The organism is Antarcticimicrobium sediminis, from assembly GCF_004348975.1.
Taxonomy (GTDB): domain Bacteria; phylum Pseudomonadota; class Alphaproteobacteria; order Rhodobacterales; family Rhodobacteraceae; genus Antarcticimicrobium; species Antarcticimicrobium sediminis.
This window is the reverse complement of record NZ_SMFP01000007.1, coordinates 79337-99627: the sequence shown is the minus strand read 5'-3', so window position 1 is coordinate 99627 and position 20291 is coordinate 79337. Positions and strand designations below refer to the sequence as shown.

Here is a 20291-nt window from a genome sequence, read left to right as displayed (position 1 = left end):
GTCGGGAATACGCATTATCTGGGGGACGGACAAACCAAGCGAGGGATGGTGCATGGATTTCGCGAAACCTTTGCCCGGCTATCTGGTGCAGCGGTATCAGGGCTGGAAGGCAACGACCTATGCCGAGAACCAGGGTTGGTATCGTCGGTTGGCGACCGAGGGGCAGCGTCCGCGCGCCATGGTGATTTCCTGCTGTGACAGCCGGGTGCATGTGACCTCGATCTTTGGCGCGGATCAGGGGGAATTCTTTATTCACCGCAACATCGCCAATCTGGTGCCGCCCTATGCGCCGGACGGCGATCATCACGGCACCAGTGCGACCGTCGAATACGCCGTTTCCGTGTTGAAGGTGTCGCATCTTATGGTGCTGGGCCATTCGCAATGCGGCGGTGTGCAGGGCTGCATCGACATGTGCAAGGGCCACGCGCCCGAGCTGGAGGCGAAGGAAAGCTTCGTCGGGCGCTGGATGGATATCCTGCGCCCGAAATACGAACAGGTCGCCGATATCAGCGATGAGGCCGAGCAGGCCAGCGCGCTTGAGCGGCAATCGGTGCTGGCCTCGCTCACCAATCTGATGAGCTTTCCCTTCGTGTCCGAGGCGGTCAAGGATGGCTCGCTCAGCCTGCATGGGCTGTGGACCGATATCGGTGCCGGCGGGCTGGAATATTACGACCCCAAAGCCGGGCGTTTCGTCGAGGTCTGACCCCTGTGCCGGTTCAGCGCAGGATATAGCCCTGCGGCCAGCCCAGCCGGGTTTCCAGCCGCACCGTCTGGTCGCCGCCGGGGGCCAGTGGGAACCGCCATTCCAGCACCCCGCGCTGCCCCTCGACATCGGTGATATCGGGCTTTGGCGTGGCGCTCCAGGTGATCGACAGATCCTCCTGTTCGGAATAGGGCACCCGGTCGCGCAGCCGGACCGGCCAGTCGGTGCCGGTCAGGTTCGCCACTTCGAACGCCCGGGTCTCGGTCAGTTCATTGGATTTGGACAGCACGCCGCGATCCCCCTCGTTGCGCTCCTGCAGGACAGATTTCAGGCGCAGCCCCTCGATCGGGCCAAAGGACAGCTCGGTCTGTTCTCCGGCCGCGATCAAGGGGATGCGGCCGACACCGACGAAACTGCCATCAAGGTACAGTTGCACGCGGTCCGAGGGCAGCAGGATTTCGGGCGAGTCATTGGTAAAGCTGGCGGCGACAAAGGCGGTGTCGTCATAGCGCGGCGTGGCGCGGGCAAAGACGTCGGCCTCCAGCGCGATGTCGCCCAACGGGACGCGCACGGCATCGCTACCCGGCGCAAGCGTGACCGGCTGGTCATAGGTATAGGTTACGCTGATCCCGTCCAGCACGGTGTCCATGGCCGCGCTTTGCGCGACCATGACGGGGGCCTCGGCCATCGGCGCGGGCATCGCTCCTTCCATATCGGCGCTGAGCCTCGCCTTGGCCACCGGGGGCTCCATGATCCGCTTTCGGACCGGCTGGATCGCCGTGGGGTCGGTGGGCGCGTCGGGGTCCACCGTCGAGAGCCGCAGCGTCACGTCGCGCCAGGTTTCGGCGCTGTCCTGCGCCACCCAGGCTACGCGCGAAAGCGTCAGCCGTGCCGGCGCGCCACGAGTCAGCCGCGCCTCGTAGCTGGGGTGCCACATCGCCTCGGGGGTGAGGTAGCTGATCGTCACCTGCCCATCGCTCTGCGTGTCGGCGGTGACTGTCAGGCTCAGAACGGATTGTTCTGCCGTGTCGGGCACCAGGGCCGCCAGCGCTTGACGCGCGCGCTTCAGCGCTTTGCTTAGATCCTCCAGCGGGTCGTCCAGCGCCCGTGCGGCGTGCTGCGCCAGTTGCGCGGCGCTCTTGGCGCTCAGGGTTTCTTCGGCGATCATCGTGGATAGATCGCGCAGCGTGATCACGTCCTGACTGGCGATACCGTCGCTCTCCCCGATCCGGGCGAGAAACTCCTGTTTGGCGGCGGCGGCGGCAACCCCCAACAGGTGCTCGGCGCGGCGATCCTCCAGATCGCGGATTTCGCGTTCGATCCGGCGAACCTCGGCGCGGGCGGCGGCCAGTTCGGCGCTTTCATCGGGGGTGCGCGGTGGCAGATTGGCGCGCCGTGCCGAGAGCGTTTGCAAAACCGCCCCCTCGACCGACAGCCGCAGATCGCTCAGCGGCACGCTGGGATCGGCCCCGCGCAGGATCAGCTCGTGCGTGCCCTGCGGGATGGAAAAGGCGACCCGTCGTTCCACAGTGGCCCCGGTGGGATGCAGGGTGACATGCGTGACCGGGGCATCAAGGGTGAATTGATCGGCCAGAGCGACCGAAGGCAGCATGGCGACAAGCCAGATAAATTTGCGCATGAAAACACCTGTTCAAAATGACAGGGTCAATGGTGCGCACAGGGGAGAAAAAGAACAAGGGCGCCCGATTGGGGCACCCTTGCTTGTTCGTCCGTTTTTCCGGCCTTTCGGCGGAAATCAGCCCTTTTTCAGAACTTCGCGGCCCAGCAGTTCAGCGATCTGGATGGCGTTCAGCGCCGCGCCCTTGCGCAGGTTGTCGCTGACGCACCACAGGTTCAGCCCGTTGTCGATGGTGCTGTCCTGACGAATGCGGCTGATGAAGGTGGCGAAATCGCCAACGCATTCGGCCGGGGTGACGTAACCGCCGTCCTCGCGCTTGTCGATCACCATGACCCCCGGTGCCTCGCGCAGGATGTCGCGTGCCTCGTCCTCGTCAAGATGATCCTCGAACTCGATGTTGATCGCCTCGGCATGGCCGACAAACACCGGCACCCGGACGCAGGTCGCGGTCAGCTTGATCTTTGGGTCGACGATCTTCTTGGTTTCGACGACCATCTTCCATTCTTCCTTGGTCGAGCCGTCTTCCATGAAGACGTCGATATGGGGAATCACGTTAAAGGCAATCTGCTTGGTGAATTTCTTTGGCGCGACTTCAGAGGTGGGATTGTAGATGGATTTGGTCTGATCCCAAAGTTCGTCCATCCCCTCCTTGCCGGCACCAGAGACCGATTGATAGGTCGAGACGACAACGCGCTTGATCCGGGCGCGATCATGCAGCGGTTTCAGCGCCACGACCAGCTGCGCGGTCGAGCAGTTGGGGTTGGCGATGATGTTCTTCTTGGCATAGCCGTGAATGGCCTGCGGATTCACCTCGGGCACGATCAACGGAACCTCGGGATCGTAGCGATAGAGCGAACTGTTGTCGATCACCACGCAGCCAGCCTTGGCCGCCTTGGGCGCGTATTTCTTGGTGGCTTCCGAGCCGACGGCAAACAACGCCATGTCCCAGCCGGTGAAATCGAAAGTGTCGAGATCCTGGGTTTTAAGCGTTTTGTCGCCAAAACTCACCTCGGTGCCCAGCGACCGGCGGCTCGCCACGGCGGCGACTTCATCGACCGGAAACTGGCGCTCGGCCAGAATGTTCAGCATTTCGCGGCCCACGTTACCCGTGGCACCTGCGACGACGACGCGATAGCCCATATCATCCTCTCTTGCGTTGCGGCCGATCATCAGACCGGCTGCGGTGTCATATAGGCATTGCACACAGGAAAAAAGGGGTCAGTCGAGACTGTCTTGGCTGAACAGGTACAACAGGGTGCCAATCAGCAGTGAGATCGCGAGAAATCCGAAGATCGCGCTATAGGGGGCGGTGGCAACGCCGCCGGACAGGGTGCTGTGCACCCGGCCGGTGATGAACTGCATCAATCCGACCCCGCCGATGACGAACAGATTCAACAGCGTCACGCCGCGCCCGACCAGATGCGCCGGGATGAAGGCCCGGCCATGGGCAATGATCACCGGGAAATAGCCGCCCAGAAACCCGATCACCGCCAACAGCGTGACCGCCAGCACCGGGCTGGAATCGATGGCCGCAACCAACCAGAGAAGTGCTGCGACCGACCCCAGCGCACCACCGGCCATCACCCATTTGCGCGTTCGCAGCAGCAGGTCCAACGGGCCATAGCACAGCGTCCCCGCGATCATCGCCGCCCCCATGACCAGCGTCGCCTGTCCGATCTGCACCGTGTTCAGGCCGAACACATCGCTCAGATAGGGGCCGATCCACAGGCCGCGCAGGGTGGCTGCAGGCGCGTAGCTGACCAGCATCATCGGCAGCAGCAGCCACATCACCGGCATCTTCAGAATATCCAGCACCGATCCCCGAACCGTGCTTTCCACCCGGGCCGGGTCCCGCACCGAGGCAAAGAGCCCCACCGCCACCACAGCCGAGAGCACCGCCAGCCCGCCGAGCGTGCCGCGCCAGCCGATCAGCTCGGCCGCAAGCGCGGTGGGATAGGAGGCCACGAGATTCCCCGCCGAGCCGACCCCCAGCATCAGCGCCCCCAGTGTGGCGAACCGGGCGGGCGGATATTCCCGCGCAAAGATATAGTAGGAGGCCATCAACGCGGGCGAACAGCCGATCCCGATCAGGAACATGGCGACGGAAATATGCGCCGGGCTGCTGGCCAGCGCAAACACGGCGGCGCCGCCGCCCCCGCCCAACAGTAACAGAACCGAGGCCGTGCGCCGTGGCCCAAACCGATCAAGCGCCCAGCCCACCGGGATCTGCATGATGGCAAAGGACACGAACCACAGGCCCGATGCTGTGGCCAAGGCCTCCGGGGTGGTGCCCAGATCACGTTGCAACACGTCGCTGAGCACGGCCAGAAATGCGCGGAAAAACTGGCTCAGAACATAGGCCAGGCATAGCCAAATCAATCCAACCATGCCCCATTCCTCCCTGATGCACCTGCTGGTTGTGGTTGGGTCGCATGTCGGGGCGGGACACACAAGGGCGTGTCTCTATGTTACGGTGTCTGGATCGCAGCCCGTGCCTGACCTACCTGTCCGATAGACGTGGCGGGATTGACACGGCGCGGGCGCAACAAGGAGACGGCGATGGGCGAGAACGGGTTCTATGATCGTCTGCGCCCGCGGACGGATTTTGCCGAACTGGTGGCCGAAGATTGCTTTGCCCCGGTGCCCGCCGACTGGCTGGTGGGGGTCGCCGATATCGTCAACTCGACCGGCGAGATCGAGAAAGGCCGCTACAAGACGGTGAACATGGCGGGCGCGGCTGTGATCGCGGCGATGATGAACGCGATGCAGGGGCGGGCCTTTCCCTTTGTCTTTGGCGGTGACGGCGCCTCTTTCGCGGTGCGCCAGCAGGATGCCGGTCTGGCGCGCGATGCTCTTGCCGCGGTCCGGCGCTGGGCGCAGGAGGCCTATGGCCTTGACATGCGCGCGGCCCTTGTGGGGGTGTCCGATATCCGTGCGGCGGGCCATGATCTGCGCGTGGCCCGGTATGCGACCTCGCAAGGTGTTGATTACGCGATGTTCTCCGGCGGTGGGCTGGCCTGGGCAGAGGCAAGGATGAAAGCGGGCAATTTTGACGTGCCGCCCGCCCCGGAGGGGACGCAGCCCGATCTCTCCGGTCTGTCCTGTCGCTGGGCCAATCTGCGGGCGCAAAACGGTCGGATCCTGTCACTGGTGGTGCTGCCCGCACCTGGGGGCGACCTCTCGGCCTTTGCCGCCGTGGCGCATCAGGTGGTGGAGATTGCAGATGCGCTCAATCGCGGCGGCCACCCGGTGCCCGAGACCGGACCGCAGGCGCATTGGCCGCCTTCTGGGTTCGCCCTCGAAGCGCAGGCGCGCCGCGCGGGCGCATCGCTGTTGCGCCGGGAAATCGAGTTGCTGGGCAAGTCGCTGGTGGGCTGGCTGCTGTTCAAGACCGGGCTGCGGGTCGGCGGGTTCGATCCGGGCCGCTATACCGCGCAGGTCAGCGCCAACGCCGATTTTCGAAAGTTCGACGACGGGCTGAAGATGACGCTGGATTGCGATGTCGCCACCTGCGACCGGATCAAGACCGTGCTCAAGGCGGCCGCCGCGACCGGGGCGATCCAATACGGGGCGTTCGAACAGGACGAGGCGCTGATCACCTGTTTCGTGCCCTCGGCCCTGCATCAGGATCATGTGCATTTCATCGACGGCGCGGCGGGCGGATATGCCCGCGCCGCCAGCCAGATCAAATCAGCCCGGAGCAAGGCCGCCTGATCGCGCCTATTTCCCGCCGCGCAGTCGCCCGACGATCCCGGTCGGAAAGAAATAGACGCTGAGGATGAACAGAACCCCGAGCCACAGCAGCCAGCGATCCGGGCTGAGCAGGTCGGGCAGAATCGGAACCCCCTCGAACAGACCCGAGGCCGCGCCCATCAGCGTCTGGAGATAGTTCTGCGCCAGCACGAACAGCGTCGCGCCGATCACCGCGCCATACATGGTGCCCATGCCACCGATCACCACCATCAGCAGGATATCGATCATCAACTCCATCGACAGCGTGGTCTCTGGCCCGACATAGCGCAGCCAGACCGCATAAAGCGATCCGGCCAGCGCCGCCACGGCCGCCGACAGACAGGTGGCCGCGACCCGGTAATAAACCACGCGATAGCCGATCGCCTCGGCACGGAAATCGTTCTCGCGGATCGCCAGCAACACCCGGCCAAAGGGCGAGTTGACCACCCGCAGCAGCAACAGGAACAACACCAGCGCCCCGGCAAAGACAAAGTAATAGGCCAGCAACTTGCCATTCAGCGTCACGCCGAACAGCTTGCCGTCAAACGCCTCTTTGCCGAATTTGAACGCCGGGCCCAGTTCGCGCGGCAGTTTGAAGGTCAGCCCGTCCTCGCCCCCGGTCAGCCCCGACAACTGGCTGACCAGCACCGCCACGGCCGAGGCCACGGCGAGCGTGATCATGGCGAAAAAGATCGCCCGCACCCGCAGGCTGAACAAGCCGATCAACAGCGCCAGCACGGCGGCCACCAGCGCGCCTGCGCCGGCCCCGACAAAGATCGCCCCAAAGCCGCGCCCCATATGGCTCAGGGCCAGCGCCACACCATAGGCGCCGATGCCAAAGAACATGGTATGGGCGAAACTGACGACGCCACCATAGCCCAGCAGCAGATCATAACTTGCCACCAGCAAGATGAAGACGCAGATGCGCGCGGCGGTATCGACGGTGCGCACGCCGGGAAACAGGAACGGGGCCAGCGCCAGACCAACCAGAATGACGGCCAGCAGAAGGGCCAGCACCGTGCTGCGGGGCAGGTCGCCGGACAGGATGGAACGCAGCATGCTCATTTCGCCTTTACCACCGGGATCATGCCCATCGGGCGCCACATCAGGATCGCCACCATCAGGGCGATATTGGAAATCAGCGCCGCCTTGGGCTCCAGAAAGGCGACATAGTTCTGCAACAGCCCGACCAGCAGCGCGCCGATGAAACAGCCCTCGACGCTGCCCAGCCCGCCGATGATCACCACGATGAAGATCAGGATCATCGCCTGATTGCCCATCTGCGCGGTGATCACCTCCTGATAAAGGCCCCACATCACCCCCCCAAGCCCGGCCAGCGCCGAGCCCGCGATAAAGACGCCAACAAAGACGCGGCGCAGCCGGTATCCCAGCGCTTGCACCATCTCGCCGTTCTGCACCCCGGCGCGCACGATCAGCCCGATCTTGGTGCGCCGCAGCACGAAGCGCATGGCGATAAAGACCACCAGCCCCACCGCCACGGCCACCAGCCGGTATTTCTCCAGCGCAGCCCCGGCAAAGGTGATCGCGCCTTTCAGCGCCTCGGGTCGCGCGATATAGATCTCTTCCGGTCCCCACAGCACGATGATCAGCTGTTCGACCACGATCAGCCCGCCCATGGTCACCAGAATCTGTTTCAGGTGATGGCCATAGACCGGCATCACGATCACCTTCTCAAAGGCCCATCCGACCGCCCCGGTGGCAGCCATCGCGCCCAGCACGGCAAGCAACACCGCGATCAGGTTCAGCCCCAGACTGGGCGCCGCGGTCATCTGGCCCAGCAGCAACAGGATCGACACGCCGACAAAGGCCCCGATCGAGACAAAGGCGCCATGGCCGAAATTGATCACATCCATCAACCCGAACACCAGCGTCAGCCCCGAGGCCATGATGAAGATCATCATCCCCATCGCCAGCCCCGACACCGTCAGCGTCAGCCAGCTCGAGGTTTCCGGAATCGCCAGCGCGCCCAGCACCACCAGCAGGGGCACCAGCAGCACGGGCATCCAGGGGCCCAGCCGGTCGGCCAGGCTCAACTCTGCCATCTTCGGCGCGTGTTTGGGGGCTGCTGTCATCGCGCGCCCGTCCGCATCGTCTCGCCGTACATGTTCATCTTCGCGTTCATGTCCTTGGCCCCATTCCTCGCCGCAGGCCGGGACGGCGCGCCGCCCCCCTGCTTCTTCTTGTTCCAAATACTCACATCCGACATCCGCCGCGCCCGCATCAGTGGGTCTCCAGACTCAGCCCCATCAGCTGCTCCTGCAAGGCGGCATTGCTGGCCAGGTCCGCCATGGCGCCAGACCAGATCATCCGCCCGTCATCCATTACGTTGGCAGTATCCCCCAGCGCGCGGGCCACGGCAAAGTTCTGTTCCACCAGCAGGATCGAGGCGCCCTGCGCCTTCAGATCCTTCAGCGCGCGCGCCATGGTCGACACGATGGCGGGCGCCAACCCCTTGGTCGGCTCATCGATCAGATACAGCTTGCGCTCCTCGATCATCGCCCGCGCGATCGACAACATCTGTTTCTGCCCGCCCGACAGGTTCCCCGCCTCGGATTTCCAAAAGGTCTTGAGCGGCGGAAAGGCCGAAAACACCCAGTCGAGCCGGGCACTGTCGATCGGGCCGGAGGCGGCGGCGAGCACCATGTTCTCCTCCACCGTCAGGTCGGCAAAGATGCCCATGTTCTCGGGGACGAACCCGACGCCAGAGCGCGCGATCGCCGGTGTCGGCTTGGCGGTGATGTCCTCGCCATCGAACAGGATGCGGCCCTTGTGGGCGCGCCAATGGCCGATGATCGAACGCAGCGTGGTGGTCTTGCCGACCCCGTTGCGACCCAAAAGCATGGTGACTGCGCCGCGGGGCACTTCCAGATCGACGCCTTGCAGGATGTGATACTGGGCGATGTTGGTATGGACGCCCTCCAGCTTGAGGATGGGATCAGACATCTTCCAGCTCCTTGCCCATATAGGCCTCCTGCACCACGTCCGAGGCCATGACCTCGGCCGGGGGCCCATCGGCGGCGAGCGCGCCGTTGTGCAGCACGATGATCCGGTCGGCGAGCGTGCGGATCACGTCCATCTTGTGTTCGACCAGCAAGATGGTGCGATCGCCCTGCGCCTTGAGTTCGGCGATCAGGTCAAGCACGACAGGCGCTTCGTCCACGCTCATCCCGGCGGTGGGCTCGTCGAACATGTAGACGGCCGGGTCCAGCGCGATCAGCAGCGCAACCTCCAGCTTGCGCTGGTTGCCATGCGACAGCTCCGACACCACCTGCGCCCGCTGCTCCAGCAGCCGCACGCGTTTCAGGATCGCCATCGCCGCCTCGGTCAGCTCGACATGGCCAGACGCCATTGACCACAGGTTGAAGCCCTGGCCCGAGCGCGACTGCACCACCAGCCGCACGTTTTCCAAAACGGTCAGATCGGGAAACAGGTTGGTCAGTTGAAAGGCCCGCCCGATCCCCGCCTTGGTGCGTTGCGACACCGAGCGGCCGGATATGTCTTCGCCGCGCAGGAACACCTTGCCGGCGGTGGCTGCGATCTGGCCCGAGATCAGGTTGAAATAGGTGGTCTTGCCGGCACCATTGGGGCCGACGATGGCGGTCAACTCTCCGGCCTGAAAGGCACAGCTCACGGCATCCACCGCGACATGGCCACCGAAGCGGACCGTCAGATCCTGGGTTCTGAGGATGGGGTCTGTCACTCTGCTTTGTCCTTCTCGTCCCTATGCGCGACCGGGGGCCAGATGTGGCCCAGAGGGTGGCGCGAACGGGCGCGGGCGCGGCGCCGTCGCTGTCTGACGGCGGGCCTTGGGGGCGGATCGGATCGCCGACCCGCCCCCGTCTTGTGGAAAAAGGTTACTTGTTACGAACAGGGATCGGCAGGTCGTCGATACCCAGTTCACGCACCAGTTCCGGGATCGCCCAGTCGACGTCGGGATCGACGCGGATCTTGAAGTGATACATCGACTGCAACGCCTGATGGTCTTCGGGACGGAACACCATCTTGCCCTTGGGGGTCTCCCACTCCATGCCTTCCATGGTGGCGATCAGATCCTCGGTATCGGTCGAGCCAGCCTTTTTGATCGCCTCAACCGCGGCGATGCCCGCTGCCATGCCACCGGCGGTGAAAAAGTCCGGCGGCGTGCCAAAGCGGGCCATATGTTCTTTGACCAGCCAGTCGTTCACCGGGTTCTGCGGGATCTCGTAATAGTAATAGGTCGCCCCTTCCATGCCGGGGAAATCCTTGTAGGCGGCCAGCGCGGCCAGGATGTTGCCACCCGTTGCGATCTCGATCCCGAACCGACCCGGGTCCATCGCGTTGACCTTGCTCATCGGATTGCCGCCACCAGCCCAGATGACGAACAGCTTCTTCTCGCCGTCCAGATCCTTCATCGCGTTGAAGATGCGCTCGGCCGCGGCGGTGAAATCGGTGGTGTCGGTGGGCACGTATTCTTCATGCGTCACATCGGTGCCGGTGCCGTCCAGCGCCTCCTTGAACGCGGCGATGCCGTCGCGGCCAAAGGCATAGTCCTGCGCCAGCGTGGCAATATGCACGTTCGGGCCAGCCAGTGCGATGGCGTTCGACACCGCGTCCTGCGACGAGTTGCGCCCGGTGCGGAAGATATAGCGGTTCCAGTTCTCGCCGGTGATGGAATCGGCCACCGCCGGTTCCACGATCAGGATCTTTTCGTATTCCTCGGCCACCGGCAGCATGGCCAGCGCCACGCCCGAGCTGACCGGCCCGATGGCCAGATCGACCTCGTCGTCGCCATAGGCCTCTTCCAGCAGCGCGCGGCCGTTCTCCGGTTTCAGTTGGGTGTCTTTTTCAATCACGATGATCTTTTCACCGTCGATTTCCATGGTGCCGCCGGTGGCATATTCCAGCCCCATCATCAGCCCGTCATGGGATTGCTTGGCATAGGCCTCATAGGGGCCGGTCTTGCCATAGATATGGGCGATCTTGATATCGGCGGCAGCGGTGGTCGCCAGCGCAAGCGCAGACACCATACCCGCAACAAATGTGCGTTTCACGTTCTCTCTCCCCTCGTGCGCGCCACGAATTCGGCGCAAAATAGTCCCGTGCGGTCACGCTAACGTCAGGACCGTGTTTCGGTCAATTGCGTGTAAATACGCACGGGATTTCAATGTCGTGCCGCCGAGGGGGGCTCAGCCCTGTTTCCAGCGCGCCGAGAGTGCTCGCGCCGTCTGCGCCAAAATCAGCACGTCAATGCCGACGGCAAGGAATTGCGCCCCCATGTCGGCATAGGATTGGGTCGCCTTTTCGGTGATACCAAGAATGCCGGGGGCCTTGCCCGCCGCCTTGATCCGGGCAATGGCGTCGGCGATGGCGGTGCGGACCTCGGGCGCGGCGCTGTCGCCTTTGAACCCCATGTCGGTTGACAAGTCTGCCGGTCCGATAAAGACGCCGTCCACCCCCTCAACCGCCAGAATGTCATCAAGCGCAGCCAGACCGGCGCGGCTTTCCACCTGCACCAGCAGGCAGATTTCCGCATCGGCGGTGGGGATGTAATCGGTGATGGAGCCGAACATCGTGGCCCGCCCCCCCATCGCCCCGACGCCGCGGGTGCCCTCGGGCGGGTAGCGGCAGGCGCGCACCAACTCGCGGGCCTGATCGCCGCTTTCCACCATCGGCACCAGAACGGTTTGCGCCCCGGCATCCAGCACCTGTTTGATCATCCATGTCTCGCCAATCGGCACCCGCACCACCGGGTGGCTGGGGCTGGCGGCAAGCGCGCTCAACTGGTCCCGGATCGAGCGGATATCATTGGGCGCATGTTCGCCGTCGATCACCAGCCAATCAAACCCGGCGGTGCCCATGATCTCGGCCGCTTGGCCGTCGGCAAAGCTCATCCAGCAACCTATCTGTTTTTCACCGGCGGCGAGCGCCTGTTTGAAGTTGTTCTTGGGGACGGGCATGGGAACCTCTTAGTCAAAAGTGATATGGACCGAGCCGAACGGCCCGAAATCGGCGGCGATATGCGCGCCCGGGGGCGCCTCGATCGGGCGGATGAATGAGCCTGACAGCACGATATCCCCCGCCTCGATCTGCTGACCATAGGCCGCCATGCGACGCGAAAGCCAGAGTACGGATGTGACCGGATCGTTCAGCACGCCCGCCCCCAGCCCGGTTTCCTCGACCACACCGTCGCGGCTGACTATGGCCCCGGTCCAGCGCAGATCCACTGCGTCGGGCGCGTGACGCTCTGCCCCCAGTACAACACCGGCATTGGCGGCGTTGTCGCTGATGGTGTCGGTGATCACGCGGGCCTTGCCGGTCTCGGGATCGGCGCGCAGGACGCGGGTGTCCAGAATCTCCAGCGATGGCGCGACGTATTCGGTCGCCGCCAGCACATCCGCCCGCGTGCACTCGGCCCCGGCCAGCGGGGCTTTCATCACAAAGGCGATCTCGGCCTCCACCCGTGTCTGGATAAAGCGACCGGCGGGCACCGTGGCCCCGTTCGCAAAGGCCATATCGTCCAGCAGCACGCCGCTGTCCGGGGTGTCGATCTTCAACGCGTCCTGCATCGCCCGGCTGGTCAGCCCGATCTTCCAGCCGATCTTGCGCCGCCCTGTGGCCAGCTTGCGCGCGATCAGCCGTGATTGCACCGCATAGGCATCCGTGAGCGTCATACCGGGATAGCGCAGCGACAGCAGCCCGCATTGCTGGCCGCTTCGTTCCGCCTGAAACAGGGTCTCGGCGGCGGCGTCATGCTCGGCCGGGGTCATTCGTCTTGAACCGTGTTGATCAGCTTGCCGATGCCCTCGGCCTCGACCTCGATCACGTCGCCGGGGTGCAGGAACCGCGGCGGGTCGAACCGTGCGCCCGCGCCGGTTGGGGTGCCGGTCACTATGATGTCACCCGGCACCAGCGTCGTGAAGGTCGAGATATATTCGATCTGCCGCCGGATCGGGAACAGCATCCGCCCGGTGCGGTCGTCTTGGCGCAACTCGCCGTTCACCTTGGTGGTCAGGCGCACATCATCAAGCTGCGCGGGCGAGGTAAAGGGCACCAGCCACGGCCCCATCGCGCCGGAGTTGTCCCAGTTCTTGCCCTGGGTGACGTTGAACTTGGCATGGCGCACCCAGTCGCGCAGCGTGCCCTCGTTGCACAGGGTGATCGCGGCGATGTGGTCATAAGCATCCGTCTGCGAAATCCGCCGCCCGCCCTTGCCGATCACCACCGCGATCTCGCCCTCGTAATCCAGCTGCGGCGTTTCCGGCGGGCGGATCAGCGGGCGTTCGTGGCCGGTGAAGCTGCGCGCAAAGCGGATGAACAGCGACATGTTGGGCGGTGCCTCCTGCCCATCCTTGTACTCGGCATTGCGGTCTGGAAAGTTGACGCCGACGCAGATGATCTTTTCCGGGTTGGCGATCGGGATGTCATAGCGGAAGCTGCCGGTCGGGTGCGTCACCGGCTTGTCCTTTGCGGCCACAGCCAGATCATAAAGCGTCCCGGCCTCGATCACCGCGCGCAGGTCGGGCCATTCCTTGAAGGTGGGCGAAAGGGCGATCATCCCCCCTTCGGTCACCGCCCCGTAAAAGGTTCCCCCATCGGCGGTATAGGTCGCGAACTTGCTCATCTCTCCAGCCCTTCGGCGATTTCTATGATCACGTCATAGGCCATCATCACGTCCTTTTCGGTGGTCTCGAACTGGCCCGCTTGGAACCGGATGACCAGATCGCCATCAACGCGGGTCTGGGTCAGATAGATGCGCCCGTCATCGTTGATCGCGTTGACCAGCCGAATGTTGAGATCATCCAGATCGGCGACGCCACCGGGCGCATAGCGGAAGGTAAACAGCGACCACATCGGCGCGGTGACGATCTTGATGTCGGGGTGCGCGGCCAGCTTGTCGTGCAGTTGCCCCGACCATTTCACATGGTTCCTGATCCGCTCCCGCAGCCCCTCGAGCCCATAGGCGCGGATCAGGAACCACAGTTTCAGCGCGCGAAAGCGGCGGCCCAGCGGTACCGACCATTCGGAATAGTTGACGACGCCCTCGGCCCCGTGGGTTTTCAGGTATTCCGGGCTGATCGCGAGGGTGCGTACAAGATCCTCGGGATTTCGTACGAAATGCGCCGAGCAATCAAACTGCGCCCCCAGCCATTTGTGCGGGTTGAAGACGATGCTGTCGGCCCCTTCGACCCCGGTCCAGTAGTGGCGGAACTCGGGACAGATCATGGCGCTGCCGGCCCAAGCTGCATCGACATGGGTGTAAAGCCCGTATTTCTGCGCCACCGCCAGACATTCGGCAATCGGGTCGGTCGCCCCGGTGCCGGTGCCGCCGACACAGAGGATCACGCCCGCCGGTTTCAACCCGGCCTCCAGATCCGCCTTGATCGCCACCTCCAGCGCCGCCGGGTCCATCCCACGCCAGTCGCCCTTAATCGGCACGCGCACAAGGTTGTCCTGCCCGATGCCGGAAATCCAGATCGCCCGGTCGATCGAGGTATGCACCTCGGAGCTGGCATAGACCCGCAGCGGCACCTGCCCCGGCAGGCCCTGTTGGTTGCCGGTCCAGTTCAGCGCCTTTTCCCGCATGGTCAGAACTGCGGCAAGCGTCGCGGTCGAGGCGCTGTCCTGAATGACACCGGCGAACCCCTGCGGCAGGGCGAGCGACTGGCGCAGCCAATCCATCATGCGGGTTTCCATCTCGGTCGCCGCCGGAGAGGTCTGCCATAACATGCATTGCGGCGCGATCGCCGAGACGAGGAACTCCGCCAGCACCGAGGGGGCGGCGGCGTTGGAATTGAAATAGGCAAAGAAACGCGGGTGTTGCCAATGGGTGATGCCGGGCATCACGATCTCTTCGAAATCGCGGAACACCTGTTCCATGTCTTCCGGGGTTTCCGGTGGCGCGACGGGCAGGGCGTTCAGCACCTCGCCCGGTTTGGTCTGCGCCCGTACCGGCCGGTCGCCGACGTTCAGGTGATAGTCCTGCGCCCAGTCCGCCACGCGGCGGCCCCACCCGGCAAATTCAGTCCATTTCATCGTTCATCCTTTCGCCGGTCAACGGGCGCAGCTGTTGTCCCCGCTCGCCGAGGTCTTCGCAAGAGATCGCGTTGCGTTTCGCACCGAAACGTCGCAGCGCAATGCTGTCTCATGGTGCAATGATCGGTTGCGCTTTCAATTGTGCCGGCACCGGCTCTTGCCCCTCGAACAGGCTGCCCTCTTCGAACCACGATTTCGGCGCAGGGGCACCCCAAAGCGTCTGGCGCTGGGGGTCTTTCAGATCCCATTTGATCGGTTCCAGATCCGGATCGACGGTCTGGTAGTCCGAGCAATAGATCTCGATCCGGTGGCCGTCGGGATCGCGGATATACAGAAAGAAGGCGTTGGAAATCCCGTGCCGCCCCGGCCCGCGTTCGATGTTGTCGACCCAGCCGGTAGTGGACATCAGGTCAAGCAGGTCGATGATATTGAGCGGCGTCGGCACCCAGAACGCGGTGTGATGCAGTCGAGGCCCGGTGCCGTTGGTAAAGGCCATGTCATGCACGCCGCCCTTGCGGTGGGTCCATGCCGCCCAAAGATGGCCGCTCTCCTCGTCCTCGGTGTATTCCGTCACCCGAAAGCCGATCTCGTTATAAAAGGCGACGCTTTCATCCACATTGGGGGAAAAGCAGTTGAAATGGTCGATCCGCAGCGGTTTGACCCCGCGATACAGCGCGTATTGCTGGTGGATAGGTGGCAGCCGGTCCATCTTGACGTAGAACTCCAGCGGCGTGCCATGCGGGTCGCGGGTGCGAAAGCTGCGCGACTGGAACGGGCGATCCACCCAGTCGACCGGCAGCCCCTTGGCGCGAAAGAACGCCTCGGCCTTGTCGAGATCGTCGTCGTCGAACAGCTTGAACCCCAGATCGCGCGCCCGTGGCTCCGTGCCCTTGCGCAGCACGATGCAGTGATGGCCGCGTTCCTCCATCGCGCGCAGATAGATCGCCTCGCTGTCTTCATCGGTGACCTGAAGGCCCAGCATGTCGACATAAAAGGCGCGCGATTTCGCCAGATCGGTGACGATCAGTTCCACATGGCTGAGCCGCACGATGTTGAAAGGCGGGTACAGGTTCGGGGCGGGAATGGGCATCTTTGGATCCTTTCGTGAACTGTCGACGCGAGAGCGTGGCCGAGGCGGGACCTAGGCCCCCAGACGCGGAATCTTGTGCTGCCCGAGGGCAAAGCCGATGTGCTTTTGCTCCATATAGAACTCGAACGACCAGTCGCCGCCATCGCGCCCGAGGCCCGAGGCCTTGACCCCGCCAAAGGGGGTGGGCAGGTGGCGCACGTTCTCGGAATTCACCCAGATCATGCCCGCCTCCAGCTTGTCGGTAAAGCGCAGCGCGCGGGTCAGATCGTTGGTCCAGACATATCCGGTCAACCCGTATTGGGTGCCGTTGGCGATGGAGAGCGCCTCGTCCTCGGTCGAAAAGCGGATCGAGGTCAGCACCGGGCCAAAGATCTCTTCCTGCGCGATCCTCATGTCGTTGGTGGCATTGGTGAACAGGGTGGGGCGCACGAACCAGCCCTGCTCGCCCACCCGCTCGCCGCCCGCGGCAATGGTGGCGCCGTCGGTTCTGGCGGTGTCGAAATAAGAGGTGACCTTGTCGAAATGCACCTTGTGGATCAGCGGGCCGACCTCGGTTTCCGGGTCCAGCGGATGGCCGACGCGAATGGCGTTGACCCGTGCGGTCAGCTTTGCCTCGAAGTCCTCCGCGACGGTGTCCTGCACCAGCAACCGCGAGGAGGAGGTGCAGCGTTCGCCGTTGAGCGAATAGATCATGAAGATGGCGGCATCCAAGGCGCGGTCCAGATCGGCGTCGTCGAACACCACCACCGGGTTCTTTCCGCCCAATTCGAAATGCACCCGCTTCAGCGTGTCGGCGCCCTGTTTCATGATCATCGAGCCGGTTTTGGATTCCCCGACAAAGGCGATGGCCTTGATCTTTGGATGTTCCGTCAGCGCGCGCCCGGCATCCTCGCCAAAGCCGTTGACCAGATTCCAGACCCCGGCGGGCAAACCGGCCTCATGTGCGATCTCGGCGAGGATGCGGGCGGTCAACGGGCTGAATTCGGCCGGTTTATGTACCACGGTGCAGCCAGCGGCCAGCGCCGGGGCGATCTTCCAGGTCGAGAGCATAAAGGGCGTATTCCACGGGGTGATCACCCCCACCGGGCCAAGCGGCACCCGGGTGGTCACGTTCATCAGCGTCGGCGAGCGCAGGTTTTGCCCGTCGCGGGCGCTGGCCACCTTGTCGGCGAAAAAGCGAAAGTTGGCCGCCCCGCGCAGCGCCGCCTTGGACATGAAGCGCAGCGCCTGACCAGTGTCCCAGCATTCGCACAGCGCGATTTCCTCGGCGCGGGCCTCGATTCCCTCGGCGATGCGGATCAGGATTTTCTTGCGCTCGGCGACAGGCAGGTCACGCCACGCGGGAAAGGCATCGGTGGCGGCCTTGGCTGCGGCGTCGATATCCTCGGGCCCGCCGCGGGCGACCGGGCAGATCAGGCTTTCATCGACCGGCGAGGTGGTGTCGAAGATCGCGCCAGAGGCCGCCGGGCGGCTTTCGCCTGCGATCAGGTTCTGGACGCCGCCATCGCGGAAGCGGGCGAGGTAGCCGTTCAGTTTCTCGATATTCTCGGTGAGCGCGGTCATGGTGTGTCACCCTTTTGCAAATGGTCGCGGATGGTGCCGGTCTTTGGGGCCAGTTCGGGGTCGATGTCGCGCATCTCCAGCGACAGGGCGAGCGATTGGGCCGCCATCACCGGCGCGAGGAAGGTCTCGGCGGCGGCAAAGATCTGCGCTGTGGCGGCCTTGCGGGTGGGCAGATCGCGACCGCCGCGCAGGCGGACTGATATGTCGATATAGCCGTGATCGGTGCTACCGTCCGCGATCGAGACATGATCGGCCCGCAGCGCGCGGACCCGCACCCCTGGCATCGGCAGCACGCCGGTTTCGATGGCGGCGCGGCGCAGCGTGTCACAAAAGGCGGCCATATCGACCCAGCCGTCCACGTTCGCCGAATAATCCACGATCAGATGCGCCATGATCTCCTCCCTGAAGTCATATATTTAACATGTTTAATAAATTACAACCTGTCAACCCGGGTCAGATTCGCGCATTGCGCCGGGGAGGGTGCTTCTGCAAAAGTGGCCCATGACCAAAGCTTTGCCGAGCACCTCCCGCTCTCTTCCGATCTCGCTGTTGCGGGCGCGCGAAGAGGTGATGGGCCCGATCCGCGCCATGCTGGCCGATGTGGGAATTACCGAACAGCAGTGGCGCGTGTTGCGGGTGCTGGAAGAACGCGGCGCGATGGAGCCCACCCGGATCGCCGAGCAGGCCTGTCTGTTGTTGCCGAGCCTGACGCGGATCCTGCAAAAGCTGGAGCAGCGCGCGCTGATCCAACGCCGGCAGGACGAGAGCGACAAGCGCAAGCAGATCGTGCAGATCAGCGCGGCGGGGTCCGAGGTGATCGCGCAAAACCTGGACACCAGCATCGCCCTGACCGAGCAGGTGCGCGACCGGCTGGGGGTCGAGCGGTACGAGATGTTGCTGGATCTGCTCAAGGAATTGAGCGAGGGCGGTGCGGCCCCGTCCGAGGACTGACCGCGCCGCCCTTTTGTGTCTAATACGGCCCTAACCGGGCTTGTGCAAGTCAGGATAGGCGGCAGCAAAGGCCGGGTTTTCGGCACAGGCCGCCTCGATGGCGCAGATGCGTTTGAGGTCGGACACATCCACCGCCCAGCGATGCGCGTTGTAGAGTTGCGGCATCAGGCAGATATCGACAAGCCCGGGCGTCGGACCACAGGCATAGGGGGCCTGTTCGAACGCGCCGAGCATCTCTTCGACCGCTTCAAGGCCGGGGCGGATGAACCGCTGCATCCAGTCTTCGCGCACCTTCTCCCGGTTGCCGGTGATCTCGGCGGCATAGTTGATGACTTGCAGGTTGCAGACCGGGTGGATGTCCAGCGCAATGGCATGGGCCACCGCCATCTGCTGCGCGCGCGCGCCGGGTTCCTTGGGCAACAGGCCCATGGCGCGGGTGATGTCGAGATAGTCGAGCATCGCCAGCGACTGGGTCAGGCGCAGCCCGTCGATCTCGAGCACCGGAACCAGCCCCTGCGGGTTGCGGGCCATATGCTCGGGGGTCTTGTGCTGTTTGGTGGTCAGATCGACCGGCACCGAGGTATAGGCGATCCCGGCCATGTTCAGGGCGATCCGCATCCGATAGGCGGCAGAGGACCGCCAGAAATCATAGAGCACAACCTCGCTCATATTCGTTCTCCTGTTGTGGCTATCCGTGGCGCGGACAAGGGGTTGAAGTGCGGTGAACAGATCAGGGACCAGAGCGCGACATTCGCCTCTGGTCCCGGATCGTACCCCGCCAAAATGGCGCGCAATCGGCGTTGGATTTTGGTTTCGCGGGCCGTTGGCCTTAGACCTCGTTCAGCTCTTTTGCGTGCATCCAATCGGCATGTTTGGGGGCCTGCTTGGTTTTCGACCACTCCTCCAGCATCTCCCATTTCACCGCATCCAGCTTGGCCAGCATGGCGTCTTCTTCCGGGTCCGGGCAGGCCAGTTCGACCCGATGGCCCGAAGGGTCGAAGAAATAGATCGAATGGAAGATCGAATGGTCGGTCACGCCCAAGACTTCGACGCCGTTGGCCTCCAGATGGTCCTTGAATGCGATCAGCTCATCGCGATCCTTGACCTTGAAAGCGATGTGCTGCACCCAAGCGGGGGTATTCGGGTCGCGGCCCATTTCGGGCTTGGTCGGCAGTTCGAAAAACGCCAGCACATTGCCAGCGCCGGCATCGAGAAAGATGTGCATGTAGGGATCAGGTTCGTGCGTCGAGGGCACGTGATCCTCGGCAATCGCCAGCACAAAATCCATGTTCAGCATCTTGCCATACCATTCCACGGTCTCTTTCGCGTCCTTGCAGCGGTAGGCGACGTGGTGAATTTTTTCGATTTTCATGGTTTAGTCCTCCTCGGTGGTAAGCTTGGCGGCGCGCAGGGCTTGGCTCAGCACGCTCCGGTCGCCGATATGGTTGGCCAGGATCAGCACCAGACGCGCGTTCAGCGCGTTGCTGTCCGCGGTTTCCAGCCCCTCATGGGTGGTCAGAAGCTCGGCATAGAAATCGTCAGCGCCCTCGATATTCGAGGTCAGGATCAAATCGGACATC

21 protein-coding genes are annotated in these 20291 nt (G+C 63.7%); 3 read left to right on the top strand and 18 right to left on the bottom strand.

Annotated features, from left to right (window positions below):
- Positions 1–52: 52 nt before the first annotated feature.
- Positions 53–703 carry a carbonic anhydrase gene (locus E1B25_RS12105; RefSeq protein ID WP_132829599.1) on the top strand — a complete coding sequence of 217 codons (651 nt, stop codon included), beginning with the start codon at positions 53–55 and terminating at the stop codon, positions 701–703.
- Between the two features lie 13 nt (positions 704–716).
- Here E1B25_RS12105 and E1B25_RS12100 read toward each other — a convergent pair whose 3' ends face one another.
- The 3 genes from E1B25_RS12100 to E1B25_RS12090 form a co-directional block, all read right to left on the bottom strand.
- Positions 717–2342, bottom strand: a complete 1626-nt coding sequence (locus tag E1B25_RS12100) for a DUF4139 domain-containing protein (RefSeq protein WP_132829597.1) — start codon at positions 2340–2342, stop codon at positions 717–719.
- Positions 2343–2459: 117 nt separating this feature from the next.
- On the bottom strand, positions 2460–3482 hold the full coding sequence (locus E1B25_RS12095) for an aspartate-semialdehyde dehydrogenase (protein ID WP_132829791.1): 1023 nt from the start codon (positions 3480–3482) through the stop codon (positions 2460–2462).
- Positions 3483–3560: 78 nt separating this feature from the next.
- Positions 3561–4730 carry an MFS transporter gene (locus E1B25_RS12090; RefSeq protein WP_132829596.1) on the bottom strand — a complete coding sequence of 390 codons (1170 nt, stop codon included), beginning with the start codon at positions 4728–4730 and terminating at the stop codon, positions 3561–3563.
- 129 nt (positions 4731–4859) lie between these two features.
- Here E1B25_RS12090 and E1B25_RS12085 point away from each other — a divergent pair, with 129 nt between their 5' ends.
- A complete protein-coding gene (locus E1B25_RS12085; RefSeq protein ID WP_245510702.1) occupies positions 4860–6056 on the top strand; it encodes a DUF3095 domain-containing protein in 1197 nt (398 codons plus the stop codon).
- A gap of 6 nt (positions 6057–6062) precedes the next feature.
- Here the strand turns inward: E1B25_RS12085 and E1B25_RS12080 are convergent, their stop codons facing one another.
- The 12 genes from E1B25_RS12080 to E1B25_RS12025 form a co-directional block, all read right to left on the bottom strand.
- On the bottom strand, positions 6063–7133 hold the full coding sequence (locus E1B25_RS12080; protein ID WP_132829594.1) for a branched-chain amino acid ABC transporter permease: 1071 nt from the start codon (positions 7131–7133) through the stop codon (positions 6063–6065).
- 2 nt (positions 7134–7135) lie between these two features.
- Positions 7136–8167: a branched-chain amino acid ABC transporter permease gene (locus tag E1B25_RS12075; protein WP_132829592.1), complete on the bottom strand. Its 1032-nt coding sequence runs from the start codon at positions 8165–8167 to the stop codon at positions 7136–7138.
- Positions 8168–8315: 148 nt separating this feature from the next.
- Entirely contained in the window at positions 8316–9038 is a 723-nt protein-coding gene (locus tag E1B25_RS12070) for an ABC transporter ATP-binding protein (RefSeq protein WP_132829591.1), read from the bottom strand.
- Complete coding sequence (locus E1B25_RS12065) at positions 9031–9795, bottom strand: ABC transporter ATP-binding protein (protein ID WP_132829589.1); 765 nt, start codon at positions 9793–9795, stop codon at positions 9031–9033. Before E1B25_RS12065 ends, E1B25_RS12070 begins: the two co-directional genes overlap by 8 nt.
- A 154-nt stretch (positions 9796–9949) precedes the next feature.
- Entirely contained in the window at positions 9950–11125 is a 1176-nt protein-coding gene (locus E1B25_RS12060; RefSeq protein WP_132829587.1) for a substrate-binding domain-containing protein, read from the bottom strand.
- Positions 11126–11260: 135 nt separating this feature from the next.
- Positions 11261–12031 (bottom strand): aldolase/citrate lyase family protein, encoded by a 771-nt coding sequence (locus tag E1B25_RS12055; protein WP_132829585.1) that lies wholly within the window; start codon positions 12029–12031, stop codon positions 11261–11263.
- Positions 12032–12040: 9 nt separating this feature from the next.
- Positions 12041–12841: a 2-oxo-hept-4-ene-1,7-dioate hydratase gene (hpaH, locus tag E1B25_RS12050; protein WP_132829584.1), complete on the bottom strand. Its 801-nt coding sequence runs from the start codon at positions 12839–12841 to the stop codon at positions 12041–12043.
- Positions 12838–13695 carry a fumarylacetoacetate hydrolase family protein gene (locus tag E1B25_RS12045; protein WP_132829582.1) on the bottom strand — a complete coding sequence of 286 codons (858 nt, stop codon included), beginning with the start codon at positions 13693–13695 and terminating at the stop codon, positions 12838–12840. Before E1B25_RS12045 ends, hpaH begins: the two co-directional genes overlap by 4 nt.
- Positions 13692–15107: a pyridoxal phosphate-dependent decarboxylase family protein gene (locus tag E1B25_RS12040; RefSeq protein ID WP_132829580.1), complete on the bottom strand. Its 1416-nt coding sequence runs from the start codon at positions 15105–15107 to the stop codon at positions 13692–13694. The genes E1B25_RS12045 and E1B25_RS12040 overlap by 4 nt, the downstream gene beginning before the upstream one ends.
- A 109-nt stretch (positions 15108–15216) precedes the next feature.
- Positions 15217–16197, bottom strand: a complete 981-nt coding sequence (hpaD, locus tag E1B25_RS12035; RefSeq protein WP_132829578.1) for a 3,4-dihydroxyphenylacetate 2,3-dioxygenase — start codon at positions 16195–16197, stop codon at positions 15217–15219.
- Positions 16198–16248: 51 nt separating this feature from the next.
- A complete protein-coding gene (gene hpaE, locus E1B25_RS12030) occupies positions 16249–17760 on the bottom strand; it encodes a 5-carboxymethyl-2-hydroxymuconate semialdehyde dehydrogenase (RefSeq protein ID WP_132829576.1) in 1512 nt (503 codons plus the stop codon).
- Complete coding sequence (locus E1B25_RS12025) at positions 17757–18152, bottom strand: 5-carboxymethyl-2-hydroxymuconate Delta-isomerase (RefSeq protein ID WP_132829574.1); 396 nt, start codon at positions 18150–18152, stop codon at positions 17757–17759. Before E1B25_RS12025 ends, hpaE begins: the two co-directional genes overlap by 4 nt.
- 109 nt (positions 18153–18261) lie before the next feature.
- Between E1B25_RS12025 and hpaR the strand changes: the two genes are divergently transcribed.
- Positions 18262–18711 (top strand): homoprotocatechuate degradation operon regulator HpaR, encoded by a 450-nt coding sequence (gene hpaR / locus E1B25_RS12020; RefSeq protein WP_132829572.1) that lies wholly within the window; start codon positions 18262–18264, stop codon positions 18709–18711.
- A gap of 30 nt (positions 18712–18741) precedes the next feature.
- Here the strand turns inward: hpaR and maiA are convergent, their stop codons facing one another.
- The 3 genes from maiA to E1B25_RS12005 form a co-directional block, all read right to left on the bottom strand.
- Positions 18742–19380, bottom strand: a complete 639-nt coding sequence (maiA, locus tag E1B25_RS12015) for a maleylacetoacetate isomerase (protein ID WP_132829570.1) — start codon at positions 19378–19380, stop codon at positions 18742–18744.
- A gap of 160 nt (positions 19381–19540) precedes the next feature.
- Positions 19541–20083, bottom strand: a complete 543-nt coding sequence (locus tag E1B25_RS12010) for a VOC family protein (RefSeq protein ID WP_132829568.1) — start codon at positions 20081–20083, stop codon at positions 19541–19543.
- A 3-nt stretch (positions 20084–20086) separates the two neighbouring features.
- Positions 20087–20290, bottom strand: a complete 204-nt coding sequence (locus E1B25_RS12005) for a DUF2783 domain-containing protein (protein ID WP_132829566.1) — start codon at positions 20288–20290, stop codon at positions 20087–20089.
- Position 20291 lies beyond the last annotated feature (1 nt).